Source organism: Campylobacter sp. RM19073 (genome assembly GCF_024723495.1).
GTDB lineage: Bacteria > Campylobacterota > Campylobacteria > Campylobacterales > Campylobacteraceae > Campylobacter > Campylobacter porcelli.
Window position 1 is genome coordinate 38,573 of sequence record NZ_JANQCT010000001.1, and the last position, 18,678, is coordinate 57,250.

Genomic DNA, 18,678 nt, shown 5'->3' on the forward strand with positions numbered 1-18,678 from the left:
TTTACGCCTTTTTATTAAAGCCAAAATCAAATGCTCTATCTATTTGGCTATATGGAGTTTTTTTAGGTTTGTGAGCTAGGGTAAAGCTACTTACTATAAGCCCAAGAGATGTAATCGCTGTTTTTAGCTCCTTACTAGAGCTTAAGATTAGATCTTTAAATTCCGCTGTTCCAGTAGCAATGCTAATATCTATATATTTATTATCACTTAGAGCAATTACTATATCTACATTTCCAAAATGGGTAAAATTTAGATCGATTTTAGCATAAAATCTCTTTTTTTTGCCTTGTTTAAAGGCTATATTACTACTTTCTAAAGCGTCCCACGAGTATGGTAAGTAGGTTTGGATTGAGTTTTGTGCGTAGCTAATTAGCTGGTGCATCTCAATTTGAGTTAGAAGTCTATTTATATTTTGATTTAATGCAGCTTGGTTTGGCTGGTTAGCCGTAGCGTCTTTTAGGGCTAAAAGCGTGGCTTTAAGATCGTTTTGTAGTGATTGGGCTGAGATATTATTATCATTTGGAGTTATATTTGATATTTCACTCTTAGCTAAATTTGTAGCTTTAATCAAGCTTTTTAGCTCTGTTAAATTTTTTTTAGCTTCTAAGCTATTTTTATCAAAAAAGTTAATAATATTTGAGAGCTTTCTAGCAGCCATTGATAGCTTATCTTGTAAATTTAGATTATTAGCATCGGTGTTTATATATTGAATAAAATTATTTAAATTTATGCTATTTTGGTTTGGATTTATAGCGTTTGTTAGGCTTTGTATATCTGGTATGCTTTGAGATGTTTGCTGTATAGATATGCTATTTGGCTCTTGATTTAGTAGGTTGATTTGGGATTTGCTATTTTGGAGATTTTGGCTTAGCTTTGCTGATATTGCTGGGTCTAAATTTTTTATAATATCTATTGCTTGATTGTTGCTTGGAGTGGCTTTGATTGGTGTGGTAAGCTGAGATTTTATATTTGATAGAGTATCTTTAATATCTGTAATTATCTGATTTAGTTGATTATTTAGCGGTTTTATGCTTTTTAAATTTGCATTATTAAAATTAATTTGCGATAGATTTGCCTCCATATTTTTTATTATGTTTTGAATTTGATTTATAGCTCGTGAAATGTTTTGCTCTATTGAGATTGGATTTTTGGGGTTGGTTTGAATTTGATTGGCGATTTTGTCTAAAAATTTAGCCGTATATTCAAGCTTTGTATTAGCGTCTAAAAGGGGCTTGAAATTTGAATTTTTCAATATTTGGCTATTTTTTAATCTATTTTGTTGCAAAATATCTAAAAGGGCATTAAGGCTCTGCTCTGGGTCGCTTTGGGTATTAGCTAGCGCCATAAAAGCTATGGATAGATCCTTATTTGCTGTGTTTTTCATCTGTGATAGTAGTGATTTGATGTTGGCTGGGAGTACCTCTGGGCTTAGGGTTTGAGCTAGTTTAGCCTCCAGTAAAACGCCTGTATCTTTGATAGTTTGAGCGATATTTGTCGCTTTGATATGTTCAACTGGCTTAATGAAATTTTCAAGCTTAGCACCTAGCTCATTTAGAGATGGGTCGGATTTTATAGATTTTAATATGGCGGTTAGATCTTTGGCTAAATTTGGAGCTACTTGAGAGGATTTGATCTGCGATAGGGCATTTTGCTTATATGAGCCATCATCTAAATTTGATTTTAGAGCATTTAATAGCTTTGATGAAAATTTATTTAGCTCCAAATCAAGCTTGGTTTGTTCGATTGCTATATTTGGCTTTTTTAAGATGGTTTTGCCATCATTTAGAGCTGTTGTTGAGCTATTTTCTTTAGAAGTGGTCTTTTTCTCATCTTTATTTTGAGATGGTTGCTGGGTTGGGGTATTATTTACTATTATCATTATTTAACTCATCAAATATTATGCTATGACCGCTATGACGGGCAAATGCCACCTCTTGAGCTTTTGGCACACTTTTTTGAAAAATAGCAAAGATTATCAAAAAAGCTAGTAAGGCAATGTAATAAAAAATAAAGGCTATAAAACCAAATTGATTTATCAAAAATCCTATTATAATAGTGGATAAGAATGAGCCAATCAAGTAGCTAAATAGCAAGGCTCTTACCACCTCTACATAGGCGTTTTTGTCAGTTAGGACATCATTTGCTCTAGCTAGAGCTAAAGCGTATAACACAAATATACCAAACCCTAAAAAAAATACTATAATATACTGCATTATTATAGAAGGATTGATAAGCACAAAAGTGCTAGAGGCTAAAAATGCTATACTAGAGGCTAAAATTATGGCTAATTTTCTACCAAATTTATCTGAAATCACTCCAAAAATAGTGTGAGCTATAAAGCCTCCGCACATTCCAACTATGATAAATATCCCAGCTTGAGCCGTAGTGTAGCCTTGCGTTATTATAAATAGCGATGCCATTGAGAAAAATCCATTCATACTAAGACCAGCAATTATACTAGTAGCTAACGCTAATGGGGCGATATTATAGATTTTAGGTAGGCTTATATTTATAGATTTTGGAATTTTGGGGGATTTGATTTTAAGAAAATTTAGTGGAATTGAGCCAATTATAATTGATATAGTTCCAATGATAAATACCTTTGTAACGCTTAAATTCATACTCATAATCACCGCACCAATAGCAAAAGCTGTGTAAAATACAATCTCATAAAACCCCAAAACTCTTGATCTAATGGAATTTGGAGTTTTCTCATTTAGCCAGCTCTCTACAATTAGCACAATGCTATAGTAGCAAAAGCCAAGCATAAATCTTAAAATTGCCCAAAATATGAGATTATCACTCATATCATGAAGTAACGCACAAATAGCAAAAAGAGCCGTAAAAATCGCATAAGCTCTCATATGACCGACCTTAGAGATAAGCCTATGAGAGACTATGGTACAAGTAAGTGCGCCAAGGAAAAATAAAGATGTAATAAAGCCAATTTGCGTCTTTGAAGCACCCATATCATTGAGTAAAACCCCGCCTGAGCTAACTACTAAGCCACTAGCGATAAATATAAAGCTAACGCCGATAAATAGGGCACTTAGGGATATTATAGCTCTTTTACTTCCTCGCATAAAATACCCCCGCACAAAACACCCCAAGTGGCATTAAAGCAAGTCCCATTAAAAATGATATAGGCTCAAAAATCCCAGCTCTAAGCAGGGCAAAAAATGCTACAATCAATATAAGATAGCTAATTAATCTAAGTGGTTTAAAAGCACCTAAAATATCGATTTTACGAAATTTAATGCTATCTTTATCATCTTTGATATTTTGATTATTCTCATTTTCTTCATCTTCGAAAATTTCAAGCTCTTTATCGCTTAATTCATAGTTTATACTTCTATTTTTAACCCTATTTTTATAGCCAAGATAACTAGCAAATAGTATTAAATTCGAACAGATAAAGGCAATTTGCGAATTTAGAAGCTCCACAGCACCATAAGCTGAAGTAATGGCGATTAGCAGAGCATCTAAAATTAGATAAAAAATAGCTAAATTTTTAAATTTCATCTTTTTTCTTTATTAAATTCTTCATAGCTTTTAACTTGAGATTTATAGGCTTTGTAGATATTATTTATCGCCGCACCAACGCCTATGAAAATACCAACTCCAAGCCCCCAATTTGAGCTAGTTAGCTCTTTTAGCCCCCAGCCAATTCCAAATCCTATAAGCACCGCAACTACAATTGATATACCAAGGCTTAGGCTATCAGCGGCTTTTATGGCCGTGTTTATCTTTTTACTTTTTTGGCTCATAACTCTTTAAAACTCTCTTTTATAGCTTGTGCGGTCTTATCTAAGCTTGTTTGGCTTAGTGGCTTACAAACAAAGCAAGTCTCAAACTGACTTGGTGCTAGATATACGCCTCTTTTAAGCATTTGAGCGTGGAATTTAGCAAATCTATCTGTATCGCTTTTTAGTGCTTGGGCGTAGTTGATAACTGGATTTTCACTAAAGAAAAATCCCCACATGGATCCACGCACTTCAACTTGTAATCCAATCCCACTCTCTTTAGCAGCTTGTAGCATACTATTTGTGATAAATTTACTTTTTTGCTCTAGCTCATCATATAAATTTGGCGTATTATAAATTTTATTTAACGCAGCCAGTCCAGCGGCCATAGCAACGGGATTTCCACTTAGCGTTCCAGCTTGATACACCCCACCAAGTGGGCTTATAAGCTCCATTATCTCCTTTTTACCAGCATATGCTGCACATGGCATACCACCGCCAATAACCTTGCCAAATGTAACTATATCGGCCTTAATATTATTTAATCCATAGCTACCAGTGGCACTAGCTCTAAATCCACTCATAACTTCATCAAAGATTAGCACCGCACCCTTTTCATCGCAAATTTTTCTAAGACCATTTAAAAACTCATCGCTACCAGGGACTAGACCCATATTTCCAGCAATTGGCTCAACGATTATAACGCCAATATCGGCATTTTTAAAGCACTCTTCAACGCTATTTAAATCATTATATTTTGCTAGGTGGGTATTTTTTATTATATCATTTGGGACGCCTAAACTACTTGAGTATCCAAAGGTCGTAGCACCGCTTCCAGCCTTGACTAATAATCCATCGCTATGGCCGTGATAGCACCCTTCAAATTTGATAATTCCATCTTTTTTGCTATATCCACGAGCTAGTCTAATGGCACTCATAGTAGCCTCAGTCCCACTACTAACAAAGCGAATTTTATCAAGATGAGGAAATTTAGATAAAACCAATTTAGCTAGTTTAGTCTCTAGTAAGCATGGTGCGCCAAAGCTTAAACCCTTTTTAGCTGTTGATATTACCGCATCTTCTATATCCTTATCGCAGTGACCAAAGATGAGTGGCCCCCAGCTTAAAACATAATCAATATACTCATTATTTTCAATATCATAGATAAACTCACGCTCACCTCTATCGATTATTAACGGAGTAGAGCCAACTGAGCCAAAGGCACGCACTGGAGAATTTACCCCACCTGGGATATACCTTTGTGCTTCTAGAAATTCATCTTTATTTCTCATCTTTTTTATCCTTATTAAATGAAGTTATGTATTCAAACAAATTTAAAATCTCATTTTGAGTAAGAAAATATGATGGCATAATGCCCTTAGAGTCCGTAACGGCTGATTTAAATCTATCAAAATCAAGATTATTTATCCTTGGTGCTTTTAAAGATCTCTCCTCATATTTATTACTTTTTTTATTAAATGCTTTATATTTGACGATTAATGCTCCCTCTCCTTTATCGCCGTGGCATTTATTACATCCTATGCCTCTTGGATTTTGGTATAGCATTTTGGCGTATTCATTTTTGGTGATAAACTCATTACTAAATGCAAAAGTAGTAAAAATTAAAAAAAAAGTAATAAATTTCATATATCTCACTTGAATTTAATTTGAATTTAGGTATGATACAATTTTTGTAATTAAAAAATACATAAAAGGACTAAAAATGCAGATAATTGATGGCAAAGAGATAAGCAATAGAGTAAAGCAAAGGGTAAAAGATGAAGCCTTAGCCTTAAAAAGCAAAGGAATTACGCCAACCTTAGCAGTTGTGTTAGTAGGCGATGATAAGGCTAGTCAGACATATGTAGCTAGTAAAGAGAAAGCAACAATCGCTTGTGATATGGGTTCAGTGGCTCATAAATTACCTGCATCAACTACTCAAAGTGAGCTTTTGGCTTTAATAGAGCTATTAAATGCTGATGATAGCATAGATGGAATTTTAGTCCAATTACCACTTCCAAAGCATATAGATACAAATTCAATTCTTGAAGCGATTGATCCAAATAAAGATGTAGATGGATTTCATGCTATAAATGTAGGCAAGCTAAATAGCGGTCTTGATGGATTTGTGCCTTGTACCCCACTTGGGATAATGGAGCTTTTAAAAGCCTATAATATCGAAGTAAGTGGTAAAAATGCTGTGGTTATAGGAAGGAGCAATATAGTAGGCAAACCAATGGCAGCACTACTACTAAATGCTGGGGCTACTGTTACTATAGCTCACTCTAAGACAAGAGATTTAGCAAAAGTTTGCCAAGATGCTGATATAGTAGTGGTGGCTGTGGGCAAGCCAAATTTCTTAAAGGCTGACATGATAAGAGATGGAGCTATAGTCATTGATGTGGGGATAAATCGCTTAGATAGTGGTAAGTTAGTTGGTGATTGTGATTATGAGAGCGTAGCCACAAAATCCTCTATGATAACTCCTGTGCCAGGTGGAGTGGGGCCTATGACAATTGCAATGCTGCTTAGCAATACGCTAAAATCTGCTAAAAATAGAAAATTAAAAGGTTAAGCTTTGAGAAGAATTTTTTCTAAATTCTATGATTTTTGTAGTAGTTGGACGGGGACTATAATTATAGTTTTGTTTATCATATTTTTTATAGCTCAAGCCTTTGTAATACCTAGTGGCTCTATGAAAAATACTCTTTTAGTTGGAGATTATCTCTTTGTTAAAAAATACTCATATGGAATTCCAACACCACATATTCCATTTATAGAAATTCCAGTGCTTCCTGATAGTGATGGTGATGGCCATTTGATAGCTAGTGATGGGCCAAAGCGTGGAGATATAGTGGTTTTTCGCTATCCAAAAGATCCTAAAATTCACTATGTAAAGCGTAATTTTGCCACTGGGCTTGATGAGGTGATATTCGCTCCTGGGGCTATGTATCTGCGCCCAAGCGGTGGAGATGATGAGATAGCAAGGGAATTTAAAGATGCTAATATCGTGATTTTAAGCGGAAAGAAATTTATAAAAGAGCCATATAAGATGGCTGGAATTCACTATGATAATAACACTGATAAAGATAATTATGGTGGGTTAAGAGCTGATACATTCACAATTGCTGGTATGGTGGATTTTGCTATGAGTAAGATTATGGTGCCAGAGCTACCTAGAATTGGCGGGTTAGATTTTAATGCATACTACTTTAGAGTGCCACAAAATGAGTATTTTATGGTAGGCGATAATAGAGAAAATAGCAGTGATAGTAGGTTTTGGGGGTCAGTGCCTTATAAATATATAGTTGGGACGCCGTGGTTTGTATATTTAAGCTATGATGAAAACTACAAAATCCGATGGGATCGCATAGGTCGCTTAGCAAGTAGCTTAGAGGATATGGCAAAATAGTTAAATTTATATTATTTAATATGATATAATCAAGGAATTTTAATTAAAGTAGGTTTAGATGAATATTTCTAAGGTTTATATAGCTAGTGATCACGCTGGATATGAAGCAAAAATGCAGACAAAAAATATATTAGAAAATATGGGATTATCTGTAGTTGATCTAGGCACCAATAGTGCTAGTATTAGCGTTGATTATCCAGATTTTGCTACCTTGGTAGCTAGTAGCATTAAAAGTAGCGATGAGTTTGGCGTATTGATATGTGGTAGTGGAATTGGTATCTCCATAGCTGCAAATCGCTTTTCTCATATACGATGTGCATTAAGCCATAATGCCACAACAGCAAGGCTATCAAGAGAGCATAATGATGCAAATGTATTATGCTTTGGTGCTAGGGTGGTTGGTAGTGATGTTATTAAAGATATGGTGGAGGTGTTTTTTGCTACTGAATTTATTGGTGGTAGGCATCAAAGACGAGTTGAAAAGCTAGGAGCGTGTCAATGTTTTTAGATTGGATTTTTTATACATTTTTTATCTGTTGTAGTGTATATTTGATTGTTATGGTATTTTACTATAAAACTTTGCTTAAAAAAGAGCGTTCTATGCGTGATTTTGTCAAAAATAATTTAGATGATACTGAGATAATCATTCGCAAACTCCAAGTTCAACTCCAAAGAAGTCTTGGAAATATAGATATATTAACCGATGAATTAAATAAAATTAAAGGCGATGTTACTGGTCTTAGGACTAGAAATTCACAATATAGAATTGAAAATGATAAATTAAGGGCTAGAATAAAAGAGCTTGAAGGCAAGATTGAAGCGCTACTATAGATTAATTTAATAAGGAAAAGTATGGATAGTTTATCACAAGAGCAAAAAGAGTATTTAAAATCAACCATTAGAAAGATCGCTGATTTTCCAAAGCCTGGAGTGTTATTTAGCGATATTACTACGCTTTTAAGGGACTCAAAGGCGTTTAATCTTTTGATGGAGCATCTCTATCAAAGATATAAAGATAGAAATTTGGATTATGTTGTAGGGATTGATAGCCGTGGATTTATCTTTGGTGCTGCTTTGGCTGATAGACTTGGGGTTGGATTTGTCCCTGCTAGAAAATCAGGTAAGCTCCCATATACCACTATTTCGCAAGAGTATTTGCTAGAGTATGGATCTAGTAAGCTTGAGATGCATATTGATGCTTTTAAGCCAGGGGCAAATGTGTTATTAGTAGATGATGTAATCGCCACCGGCGGCACGGCTAAGGCAGCTTGTGAGCTGATATTAAAGCTTGGGGCAAATTTAGTTGAGATGGCTTTTGTGATTGATATTGGGATTGGTGGATTAAAAGAGCTTAAGGGTTATGCGCCAATTTATGTAGCATTAGAGGATTAGAGTATGGAAGAGTTTTTAAAAAATCTACTATATGAGTATAAAAATTTTGCATATCTTATAATATTTTTATGGTGTATTGCTGAAGGGGAGTTGGCTCTTATTTTGGGTGGTATATTTGCTCATGAGGGGCATGTGAATTTAGCTCTTATCATATTTGTAGCTGGGCTAGGAGGCTTTGTAGGGGATCAAATCTACTTCTATATTGGTCGTTATAATAAAAAATATATCCAAAGAAAATTAGTCAAACAAAGGCGTAAATTTGCAGTGGCTCATCTACTACTTCAGAAATTTGGCTGGCCGATAATCTTTATTCAAAGATATATGTATGGATTTCGCACTATTATACCAATGAGTATAGGAATTACTAGATATAGTGCTAAAAAATTTGCTTTTATAAATTTAATTAGTGCTTGGGTTTGGGCGGCCATTACCATACTTTTGGCGTGGCATTTTGGTCAGCTTATATGGGCTGGTATAGAGTGGGCAGAGTCTCATTGGTATTTTGCCGTGCCGATTATAGGTGGGTTTTTGGCCATTTTGTTTTTTGGTTTAAAATATATGGAAAAAAGAATATTAAATGAAAGGAAAAATAGACGAAATGTTTGTTGAATTAGTAGATAAAAAATTAGCCGATATTCAGGCTGATTATGAGGTGATTTTTGTTGTTGATAAGAATTTAAGCCATAGATTTGTAGGTGATTTGGGTGAGTTTGATTTTTACTCTTATAAGGGTGATGGCGTTTTAAATTTGCCTAATAAAAGACGAATTTATGTAGGTGTTAAAAATCTTGATTTAAACTCTCTTAGGCTAGCAAGCGCTAAGGCATTTAACGCTATTAAAGAGTTAAATATTAAAAGCGTAAAAATTGCTAGTTATAGTGGTGAGTGCGTTAAGATGAGCTTTGAGGCTATTGCTGAAGGGTTTTTACTAGCTAATTATAAATTTGATCGTTATAAAAGCGAAAAAAAAGATAGCAAAATAGAGAAAATTCTAATCTCAACTGAGGATTACAATAGCAAAAAAATCGCTATAGATGAAGCACAAATTGGCATTGATCATGCTCATATCATAGCTGAAGCTGTCAATTACTCAAGAGATATTGTAAATGAAATTCCAGAGATTTACACACCGCAAAAGATGGCTGAAGATGCTAAAAATCTAAGCCTAAGCTACGCTAATATAGAGTGCGTTATACATGATGAAAACTACTTAAAAAGCCAAAATATGAACGCCTTTTTAGCTGTTAATAGAGCCTCTATCCACCCGCCACGCCTAATCCATCTAAAATATACGCCAAAGCAACAAAGTATTAAAAGAGTTGTATTTGTCGGTAAAGGCCTTACATATGATAGTGGTGGATTAAGCTTAAAACCAGCTGATTATATGCTAACTATGAAGAGCGATAAAAGTGGCGCAGCGGCTGCGATGGGTATTATAATGGGTGCGGCTAAGATGGAGTTGCCATTTGAAATTCACGCAGTTTTGGGGGCTACTGAGAATATGATTGGTGGAAATGCCTATAAGCCTGATGATGTGCTAATTACTAGAAGTGGGGTAAGTGTTGAGGTTAAAAATACAGATGCGGAGGGTAGATTAGTTTTAGCTGATTGCTTGGATTGGGCGCAAAGTGAGCTTGACCCAGAGCTTCTTATCGATATGGCGACACTTACTGGTGCTTGTGTTGTAGGTCTTGGAGAATATACAAGTGGAGTTATGGGCAATAGCTATGAATTACAAAGTGAGTTTAAAAATTATGCTAGTAGAAGTGGCGAGTATTTGACTATTTTGGAATTTAATGAAGAGCTAAAAGAGCTGATTAAAAGCGATATAGCTGATATTTCAAACACCTCTTCAAGTAGATATGGTGGGGCTATTACGGCTGGTATATTTTTAGATAAATTTATAAAAGATGAGTATAAACATAGGTGGCTTCATCTTGATATTGCCGGACCTGCTTATGTGAATAAGGCTTGGGGTTACAATCCATCTGGGGCAAGTGGCGCTGGAGTTAGAGCGTGTTTATACTACTTACAAAAACTAGCTAGAAATTATCAAAAAGGTGAGAAATAATGGGCTTATCAGTAGGTATTGTAGGTTTGCCAAATGTAGGTAAATCTACTACATTTAACGCACTTACAAAGGCTAGTAATGCTGAGGCCGCTAACTATCCATTTTGCACGATTGAGCCAAATAAAGCTATAGTCCCAGTCCCAGATCCTAGACTTGATGAGTTAGCTAAGATTGTCAAACCAAATAAAATTCAGCACTCTGTGATTGAATTTGTCGATATAGCAGGTCTTGTAAAGGGTGCTAGTAAGGGTGAAGGTCTTGGGAATAAATTTCTTTCAAATATTAGAGAGACTGAGGTGATTTTACACATTGTAAGGTGCTTTGATGATTCTAATGTTACCCATGTAGAAAATAGCGTAGATCCAATTAGAGATATTGAGATTATAGAAACAGAGCTTATTTTAGCTGATATAGAGCAACTTGCTAAAAAGATAGATAGATTAACCAAAGAAGCTAAGGCAAATGTAAAAGGGGCTAAAGAGAGTCTAGAGTGCGCTAAAGCTTTAGCTACTCATCTTGATAGCGGTAAGAGTGCGGCTACTTTTAGTGAGTTTCATAGCGATGTTTTTACCGCTTTAAATAAAGAGCTTAGACTTCTTTCAGCCAAAGAGGTAATATATGGTGCTAATGTGAATGAAGATGAGATCTCAATCGATAATGAGTATGTAAAAAGTGTAAAAGAGTATGCCAAAGAGCGTGGAGCTGAAGTTATCAAGCTTTGTGCGAAGATAGAAGAGGAGCTAATAGGGCTTGATGATGATGAAGCCAAAGAGATGCTAGAGAGCTTAGGAGTAAATGAGAGTGGGCTAGAGAGTATTATACGAACGGCATTTGCGAAGCTTGGGCTTATTAGTTATTTTACAGCTGGAGTTGTAGAAGTAAGGGCTTGGACAATCTCTAAAGGGTGGAAAGCTCCAAAGGCAGCTAGTGTAATTCATAATGATTTTGAGCGTGGATTTATCAGAGCTGAGATAATTAGCTATGATGATTATATCGCTTGTGGTGGCGAAGCTAAGGCTAAAGAAGCTGGTAAGATGAGATTAGAAGGTAAGGATTATATCGTAAATGATGGCGATGTAATCCACTTTAGATTTAATGTATAACTCTATTTATCCTAAATTTGAAATGAATTTGGGATAATTCTTATATAAATAAGAAATATTAAACTAAATTTAAAAAATCATTTTATAAATATTATAAATTAATCAATTTTTGTTTATATCTATATAAAAACTATTTATTTTAATAAATATAATTTTTTAATTTTAATCAATATATATGATAATAAATATCAAATATATTTTAGGATAAAAATTATTAAATTTAAATTTATATAGATTAAATAGTGATTTTATCATATTATTTTAAATTCTATTAAAAAGATATTAAGAGTATTAAACTCTAAATTTCCCTAAAATCTATAATATAAATAATAATATAAATAAAATAAATTTAAGTCGCAAAATATGAATAAATGTATATAATAACGCCAATTCTACATTATTTCAGAAAGGTTAGATATGGATAGACGAGATTTTATTAAGAGCTCAGCCATTGCGGCTGCTTGTTCGGCTGCTGGTCTTAGTGCGCCTAGCTCATTAGGTGCTGCTAATAAAGATCAAAATTGGCGTTGGGATAAATCAGTGTGTAGATTTTGCGGTACTGGTTGTGGTATTGTTGTTGCTACTAAAGATGGCAAGATAGTTGCTGTAAAAGGTGATCCGCTAGCTCCAGTAAATCGTGGTCTAAACTGCATTAAAGGCTATTTTAATGCTAAGATTATGTATGGTGAAGATAGGATTACTAAGCCACTTTTAAGGGTTAATTCTAAAGGCGAATTTGACAAAAAGGGTAAATTTGTCGAAGTTAGCTGGAAGCGTGCATTTGATGAGATGGAAAAACAATTTAAAAAAGCTTATAACGAGCTTGGACCAACTGGTATTGGTGTATTTGGCTCAGGTCAATATACTATTCAAGAGGGTTATTCGGCTGTTAAGCTAATCAAAGGTGGTTTCCGCTCAAATAATATTGACCCAAATGCTAGACATTGTATGGCTAGTGCGGTTGTGGGCTTTATGCAAACTTTTGGTATAGATGAGCCAGCTGGATGCTATGATGATATAGAGCTAACTGATACAGTGGTTTGCTGGGGTGCTAATATGGCAGAGATGCACCCAGTTTTATGGGCTAGAGTAAGTGATAGAAAACTTCAAAATCCAAATAATGTAAAAATTATTAATCTATCTACATTCTCAAATAGAACATCAAATATTGCTGATATGGAGATTGTCTTTAGACCTCAAACAGACTTAGCTATATGGAACTATATTGCTAGAGAGATTGTATATAATCATCCAGAAGCAATTGATGAAAAATTTGTAAAAGAGCACTGCGTATTTACAACTGGTCCAGCTGATATCGGTTATGGTATGAGAGCAAATATTAATCATCCTAAATATCTACCAAGTGAGCTAGATACTGCTGCAAAAGAGAAATCAAAAGTATTAACCGAAGCTGAAGGCGTAACACTGGCATATCTAGGAATGAAAGCTGGAGATACAATGGAGCATAAACACACAGCCGCTCCAGATGCTCACTGGCAAATTTCATTTGATGAGTTTAAAAAAGCCTTAGCTCCTTATACGCTTGATTTTGTCGCAAAATTAGCTAAGGGCGATGATAATGAAGATTTAGAAGAATTTAAAACAAAACTTCAAACTCTAGCAAACTACTATATAGATAAAAAACGCAAAGTAGTGAGCTTTTGGACGATGGGTATGAATCAACATACTCGTGGTACATGGGTAAATGAGCAAAGCTATATGGTGCATTTCTTACTAGGCAAACAGGCTAAACCAGGTAGTGGAGCATTCTCGCTAACAGGTCAGCCAAGTGCTTGTGGTACAGCTAGAGAGGTTGGAACATTCTCACATCGCTTACCAGCAGATATGGTGGTTGCAAACCCTAAACATAGAGAGATTACAGAGAAAATTTGGAAACTTCCAGCTAAAACTCTAAATCCAAAACCAGGCGCTCCATATATGAAAATTATGCGTGATCTTGAAGATGGCAAGATTAAATTTATATGGGTACAAGTAAATAACCCATGGCATAATACAGCAAATGCTAATCACTGGATTAAAGCAGCGCGTGATATGGATAACTTCATAGTAGTAAGCGACCCATACCCTGGCATTAGTGCTAAAGTAGCTGATCTTATCTTGCCAACAGCTATGATTTATGAAAAATGGGGAGCTTATGGTAATGCTGAGCGTAGAACTCAACACTGGAGACAACAAGTCCTTCCAGTAGGCGAGGCTATGAGCGATACATGGCAGATGATGGAATTTAGCAAACGCTTTAAACTAAAAGAGGTTTGGGGTGAGAAAAAAGTAGATGATAAGCTAACTCTACCAAGCGTTTTAGATGAGGCTACTAAATTTGGCTATACTCCAGAATCAACTTTATATGATGTATTATTTGCTAATGCTAAGGCTAAATCATTTAGTGCTAATGATGCTATTATAGATGGCTTTGATAACACTGAAGTATTTGGCGATAGCAGAAATGTAGTTGGTAGCGATGGTGAAGTATTTAAAGGCTATGGCTTCTTTGTTCAAAAATATCTTTGGGAAGAGTATCGTAAATTTGGTGTAGGTCATGGTCACGACCTGGCAGATTTTGATACATATCACAAAGTAAGAGGGCTAAGATGGCCAGTTGTAGATGGCAAAGAGACACAATGGAGATTTAATACCAAATATGATGTATATGCTAAAAAAGCAGCTCCAAATAGTGACTTTGCATTCTATGGCAACGCAGGTGCTGCTCTACCAAGTGGGGATTTGACTAAGGTTACTAACCCTGAAAAAAGTTCTATAAAAAATAGAGCAAAAATATTCTTTAGACCATTTATGGACGCACCAGAAACTCCAAGCAAAGAGTATCCACTATGGCTATGTACTGGTAGAGTGCTAGAGCACTGGCATAGTGGCACTATGACTATGCGTGTTCCTGAGTTATACCGTGCTGTTCCAGAGGCACTTTGCTATATGAATGAAGAAGATGGTAAAAAAATTGGCGTAGCTCAAAACGATGTTGTATGGGTAGAGAGTCGCCGTGGTAAAGTAAAAGCTAGAGTGGATTTCCGTGGTAGAAATAAACCACCAGTAGGACTGGTATATGTGCCATGGTTTGATGAGAATGTGTATATTAATAAAGTTTGCCTAGATGCTACTTGTCCATTGTCTAAACAGACAGACTTTAAAAAATGTGCTGTAAAAGTTTATAAGGCGTAAAAATGCAAAGGCGAGATGCTATAAAGACGGGTTTTAGTTTAGTTGGACTTTTGGCTGCAAGCTCTTTTGTGTATAAAGAGTATGCAAATGCTAAGCCTGTGCTTAAACTGCGTCCGCCTGCAGCTTTAGATGAAGATGAGTTTTTAACTCGTTGCATTAGATGCGGGCTGTGCGTTGAGGCGTGTCCTTTTGATACGCTAAAATTAGCTGAATTTAAAGATAGCGGAGTTGGAATTGGAACTCCATTTTTTACTCCAAGAGATATACCTTGCTTTATGTGTGAGGATATTCCTTGTGTGGTTGAGTGCCCAACTGAGGCGCTAGATCCAAAGCTAGTTACAAAAGATGGAGCTTTAGATATTAATATGGCTAAAATGGGTGTAGCAGTTGTCGATGAGAAAAACTGTGTAGCGTATTTTGGAATTCAGTGTGATGCGTGTTATCGTGCGTGTCCGTTAATAGATAAGGCTTTATTGATAGATTATAAACGCAATGAAAGGACAGGCAAACACGCTTTTTTACTACCAATAGTAGATAGCGATTACTGCACTGGATGTGGTAAGTGTGAAATAGCTTGTATAACAGATAAAGCCGCTATAACCGTGCTTCCAAGAGATATGGTTATTGGTAAAGTTGGCGATAACTATGTAAAAGGCTGGGTAGAAGGTGATGATGCAAAGCTAAAAGATGCAGATACTAAAATGCATCTAGATAGCAAAAAGGGCATGAAATATCTAAACGGAGATGAGCTATGAAATTCACAATTGCTAGAAGAGTAGTTCAATTAGCCATTTTAGGATTATTTATAGCTGGTAATATATATGGCGTTAATATCCTAAAGGGAAATTTAAGTAGCTCAGAGCTATTTGGTGTAATAGGTCTTAGCGATCCATATGCATTGCTTCAGCTATTTTTGGCTGGATTTAGTATAGGTAGTGCTAGTGTGGTTGGAGCTTTGATTGTGGTTATTTTCTACGCTCTTATAGCACCTAGGGCGTTTTGCTCTTGGGTTTGTCCTATTAATATCTTAACAGATCTTGGTGCTTATATAAGAACTAAGCTAAAAATAGGCAAAAATCTAGTTAATATAAGTTCAAATTCAAGATATTATCTATTTGCGCTTAGCTTGGTGTTTAGCTTCGCTTTTAGTATAGCGGCTTTTGAGAGTGTAAGCTATATTGGGGCATTTACTAGAGGTGTTGTATATCTTAGTGGTTCAGCAATTAGTATAGCTATTATAATTATCTGTATTGAGGCTTTTGTCGCTAAGCGTTTGATATGTGGCCATATATGTCCTTTGGGGGCTTTTTGGGCGTTGATTAGTAGATATAGCTTAATACGCATATATCATAATAGCAAAAATTGCACCCATTGTAATAAGTGTAAAGCCGTTTGTCCTGAGATACAAGTTTTAGACATAATAGGCAAAGAGAGTAAAAATATAAGAAGCGAGTGTATAAGTTGTGGGCGTTGTGTTGAGGCTTGCAATGATGATGCGCTTAATTTTAGCATATTAAAATTTAGGAGAGAAGAATGAAAAAGGGTTTGCAAAATATTTTACTTAGTGCGACTGCGGCACTAGTTTTAGCAGCTTGTAATCTAAGCACCGCACAAAACTCAGCAGTAGAAGATACACAAATTGGTCTTAGAAATGTAGAGCTTAAAGATGAAGCAAATGTAAAAAATCCATTGATTACTTGGAAGGGTGATTTGCCAGGTAGTAATGAGGTATTTGAAAGAAGCTATGAGAATGCTCCACCGCTTATTCCACATAGCTTAGATGGTTTATTGCCTATTACTTTAGAATCAAATGCGTGTTTGACTTGTCATACTATAGAGGTAGCTAAAGAGATGGGGACTATCCCAGCTCCACAAAGCCACTATATGTATCTATCAACTGGCAAAAAGACAAAAGAGATAAATACAGAGAGATTTAACTGCGTCCAATGCCATGTCCCTCAAGCAAATGCTGAACCGCTAGTGAAAAATAACTTTAAGGCTGATTTTAGAAACACAGAGAGCAATAGAACATCTAATCTTGTTGATGTTTTAAATCAAGGTATTAAATGATAGATAGGCAAAATCTCTTTGCTAAATTTAGGCAAAGAGAGCCTAGAATAATCCCGCCACCATACTTTAGTGGTGAATTTGACTGCGTAGATTGCCACTATCCTTGTGTTAGTAGTTGCCATAGAGAACTTCTTGAGTTTGATGGTGGTAGGATTAAATTTATCCCTGATAAGCTTGGTTGTGATTTTTGTAAAGAGTGTGCTGTGGCGTGTGAGTCTGCTGGTAAGAGTGTTTTAAATTTAAGTAATCCTGCGGTGGTTAATGCTAATGTGCAGATAAATAGTGCTACTTGTCTAGCGTGGAATGAGGTTATATGCTACAACTGCTTGGATATTTGTAAATTTAGGGCAATTGAGTATCTAGGTATGTTTAGACCTACTATTAATGATAAGTGTGTAGGGTGTAGTGAGTGCGTAAGCGTGTGTGTAAATAACTCTGTTATTGTAAAGGGAAATTTATGAGATTTTTTGTAGTTTTATTTATGAGTATTGCATTTTTGTGGGCTGATTTTGAGCTGAAGTTACCTGCAAATTCTGTAAGTATAAAGCTTGATAATAATAGCTTGTTAATAGGACTTGATAATGGCGAATTATATAATTATGATATAAAAAGCAAAGAGTTAAATAAGATAATAGATCTACCAAAATTCTCAAATTATTTTGATAATGATGTCGCTCCAAAGATTTTTAGTATTGATAAATTGGGCGATATTATAGCGATTTTATATGAGAGTGATAATGGTGCTAAATCCCTTGGGATTATACAAAATGGAAATTTAAAAAGCTTTAAAATGCCAACTGATGGGGTAAAAAAGATATTTTTGCTAGATAGTAATCATATAATATTTGTAACTTTAAGTAGCGAAGTGGAGTATTATGATTTTAAAGATGGTAAGGTTGTTTTTAATACCAAGCTTAGCACATCTAGCACAGGGGACGCAGCTTATGATAGAAAAAGTGGAATTTTAGCTACTGGGATTGAAGGTGGTGTGATTTTTTATTTTGATACTAAGCTTAAAAAACTTATAAAGCAGATAAACGCTCAAAAAGATACGATTTATAGCGTAGGATTAAATGAAAAGCTATTAATAAGTGGCTCAGCAGATAAAAAAGCATATTTTAATAATGGCTCAAAAGAGTTTTATTATGATGCTAAATTTTTAGTATATTGCGTAGGTGTAAATAGCAATAATGCCGCATTTAGCACAGAAAATATGATAAAAATTATAGATAAAAGCGGTAAGATAGTAAAGGATATTGAGTATAATGGTGCTTCACTAAATAATCTAATATTTAGTAGTGAGTATTTAATAGGCTCAAGCTATGATAATAAGATATATTTTTGGAGTGTGGAATGAATAATATCTCAAGTGTGGTTATAAATTTGATGAGTGCTGAAATTTGCGATAAAGTAGTTAGTAAGGTGGCTAAAATTTCAAATTGCGAAATAGCTGTTAAAGAGGGCGATAAGATAGTAGCTTTGATAGAGAGTGATAATTTAGATAGTGAGTTAGCTGCGTTTAGAGCTTTAGAGAGTATAGATGGGGTAAGCAGTGTAGCAATGATATATAGCTATCAAGATTTAGATAGCGACATCTCTAAAGCCAATTCAAATGATATAGGCGAGATTGTCCGTAAAATAGACGAAATGGATCCTAAAGATATAAAATATAATGGCAATCCAAATATATAA

General features: G+C 35.1%; 21 protein-coding genes. 15 read left to right on the top strand and 6 right to left on the bottom strand.

The features are described from left to right. Position 1 precedes the first annotated feature (1 nt). The 6 genes from fliK to CSUIS19073_RS00230 are packed head-to-tail and all read right to left on the bottom strand — an operon-like array spanning position 2 to position 5,390. Positions 2–1,879, bottom strand: a complete 1,878-nt coding sequence (gene fliK, locus CSUIS19073_RS00205; RefSeq protein WP_086236558.1) for a flagellar hook-length control protein FliK — start codon at positions 1,877–1,879, stop codon at positions 2–4. Then, positions 1,863–3,083: an MFS transporter gene (locus CSUIS19073_RS00210; RefSeq protein WP_086236559.1), complete on the bottom strand. Its 1,221-nt coding sequence runs from the start codon at positions 3,081–3,083 to the stop codon at positions 1,863–1,865. Before CSUIS19073_RS00210 ends, fliK begins: the two co-directional genes overlap by 17 nt. Beyond that, positions 3,070–3,522, bottom strand: coding sequence for a hypothetical protein (locus CSUIS19073_RS00215; protein WP_086236560.1), 453 nt, complete (start codon positions 3,520–3,522; stop codon positions 3,070–3,072). Before CSUIS19073_RS00215 ends, CSUIS19073_RS00210 begins: the two co-directional genes overlap by 14 nt. Then, positions 3,519–3,767: an AtpZ/AtpI family protein gene (locus CSUIS19073_RS00220; RefSeq protein ID WP_086236561.1), complete on the bottom strand. Its 249-nt coding sequence runs from the start codon at positions 3,765–3,767 to the stop codon at positions 3,519–3,521. Before CSUIS19073_RS00220 ends, CSUIS19073_RS00215 begins: the two co-directional genes overlap by 4 nt. Next, a complete protein-coding gene (gene hemL, locus CSUIS19073_RS00225) occupies positions 3,764–5,035 on the bottom strand; it encodes a glutamate-1-semialdehyde 2,1-aminomutase (protein WP_086236562.1) in 1,272 nt (423 codons plus the stop codon). Before hemL ends, CSUIS19073_RS00220 begins: the two co-directional genes overlap by 4 nt. Beyond that, positions 5,025–5,390 carry a c-type cytochrome gene (locus tag CSUIS19073_RS00230; RefSeq protein WP_086236563.1) on the bottom strand — a complete coding sequence of 122 codons (366 nt, stop codon included), beginning with the start codon at positions 5,388–5,390 and terminating at the stop codon, positions 5,025–5,027. Before CSUIS19073_RS00230 ends, hemL begins: the two co-directional genes overlap by 11 nt. Positions 5,391–5,466: 76 nt before the next feature. Between CSUIS19073_RS00230 and folD the strand changes: the two genes are divergently transcribed. From folD to CSUIS19073_RS00305, 15 genes are all read left to right on the top strand, one after another. Then, positions 5,467–6,318, top strand: a complete 852-nt coding sequence (gene folD / locus CSUIS19073_RS00235; protein ID WP_086236564.1) for a bifunctional methylenetetrahydrofolate dehydrogenase/methenyltetrahydrofolate cyclohydrolase FolD — start codon at positions 5,467–5,469, stop codon at positions 6,316–6,318. 3 nt (positions 6,319–6,321) lie between these two features. Then, entirely contained in the window at positions 6,322–7,155 is an 834-nt protein-coding gene (gene lepB / locus CSUIS19073_RS00240) for a signal peptidase I (RefSeq protein WP_086242059.1), read from the top strand. Positions 7,156–7,213: 58 nt separating this feature from the next. After that, positions 7,214–7,663 (top strand): ribose 5-phosphate isomerase B, encoded by a 450-nt coding sequence (gene rpiB / locus CSUIS19073_RS00245; protein ID WP_086236566.1) that lies wholly within the window; start codon positions 7,214–7,216, stop codon positions 7,661–7,663. Beyond that, positions 7,654–7,986, top strand: a complete 333-nt coding sequence (locus tag CSUIS19073_RS00250; protein WP_086236567.1) for a hypothetical protein — start codon at positions 7,654–7,656, stop codon at positions 7,984–7,986. Before rpiB ends, CSUIS19073_RS00250 begins: the two co-directional genes overlap by 10 nt. Before the next feature lie 21 nt (positions 7,987–8,007). Beyond that, entirely contained in the window at positions 8,008–8,547 is a 540-nt protein-coding gene (locus tag CSUIS19073_RS00255; protein ID WP_086236568.1) for an adenine phosphoribosyltransferase, read from the top strand. Positions 8,548–8,550: 3 nt separating this feature from the next. After that, entirely contained in the window at positions 8,551–9,156 is a 606-nt protein-coding gene (locus CSUIS19073_RS00260; protein ID WP_086242060.1) for a DedA family protein, read from the top strand. Then, the gene (locus CSUIS19073_RS00265) at positions 9,146–10,618 is read left to right on the top strand and encodes a leucyl aminopeptidase (RefSeq protein WP_086242061.1); all 1,473 of its coding nucleotides are present in this window, start codon (positions 9,146–9,148) and stop codon (positions 10,616–10,618) included. Before CSUIS19073_RS00260 ends, CSUIS19073_RS00265 begins: the two co-directional genes overlap by 11 nt. Next, a complete protein-coding gene (ychF, locus tag CSUIS19073_RS00270; protein ID WP_086242062.1) occupies positions 10,618–11,721 on the top strand; it encodes a redox-regulated ATPase YchF in 1,104 nt (367 codons plus the stop codon). The genes CSUIS19073_RS00265 and ychF overlap by 1 nt, the downstream gene beginning before the upstream one ends. Positions 11,722–12,138: 417 nt before the next feature. Further along, the gene (napA, locus tag CSUIS19073_RS00275; protein ID WP_086242063.1) at positions 12,139–14,916 is read left to right on the top strand and encodes a periplasmic nitrate reductase subunit alpha; all 2,778 of its coding nucleotides are present in this window, start codon (positions 12,139–12,141) and stop codon (positions 14,914–14,916) included. 2 nt (positions 14,917–14,918) lie between these two features. Beyond that, positions 14,919–15,671 (top strand): ferredoxin-type protein NapG, encoded by a 753-nt coding sequence (napG, locus tag CSUIS19073_RS00280; RefSeq protein WP_086236573.1) that lies wholly within the window; start codon positions 14,919–14,921, stop codon positions 15,669–15,671. Next, the gene (napH, locus tag CSUIS19073_RS00285; protein WP_086236574.1) at positions 15,668–16,453 is read left to right on the top strand and encodes a quinol dehydrogenase ferredoxin subunit NapH; all 786 of its coding nucleotides are present in this window, start codon (positions 15,668–15,670) and stop codon (positions 16,451–16,453) included. The genes napG and napH overlap by 4 nt, the downstream gene beginning before the upstream one ends. Then, positions 16,450–16,986 (top strand): nitrate reductase cytochrome c-type subunit, encoded by a 537-nt coding sequence (locus tag CSUIS19073_RS00290; RefSeq protein ID WP_180379352.1) that lies wholly within the window; start codon positions 16,450–16,452, stop codon positions 16,984–16,986. Before napH ends, CSUIS19073_RS00290 begins: the two co-directional genes overlap by 4 nt. Next, positions 16,983–17,447 carry a 4Fe-4S ferredoxin gene (locus tag CSUIS19073_RS00295; protein ID WP_086236575.1) on the top strand — a complete coding sequence of 155 codons (465 nt, stop codon included), beginning with the start codon at positions 16,983–16,985 and terminating at the stop codon, positions 17,445–17,447. The genes CSUIS19073_RS00290 and CSUIS19073_RS00295 overlap by 4 nt, the downstream gene beginning before the upstream one ends. Beyond that, entirely contained in the window at positions 17,444–18,343 is a 900-nt protein-coding gene (locus CSUIS19073_RS00300; RefSeq protein ID WP_086236576.1) for a hypothetical protein, read from the top strand. Before CSUIS19073_RS00295 ends, CSUIS19073_RS00300 begins: the two co-directional genes overlap by 4 nt. Next, complete coding sequence (locus CSUIS19073_RS00305) at positions 18,340–18,678, top strand: chaperone NapD (RefSeq protein WP_086236577.1); 339 nt, start codon at positions 18,340–18,342, stop codon at positions 18,676–18,678. Before CSUIS19073_RS00300 ends, CSUIS19073_RS00305 begins: the two co-directional genes overlap by 4 nt.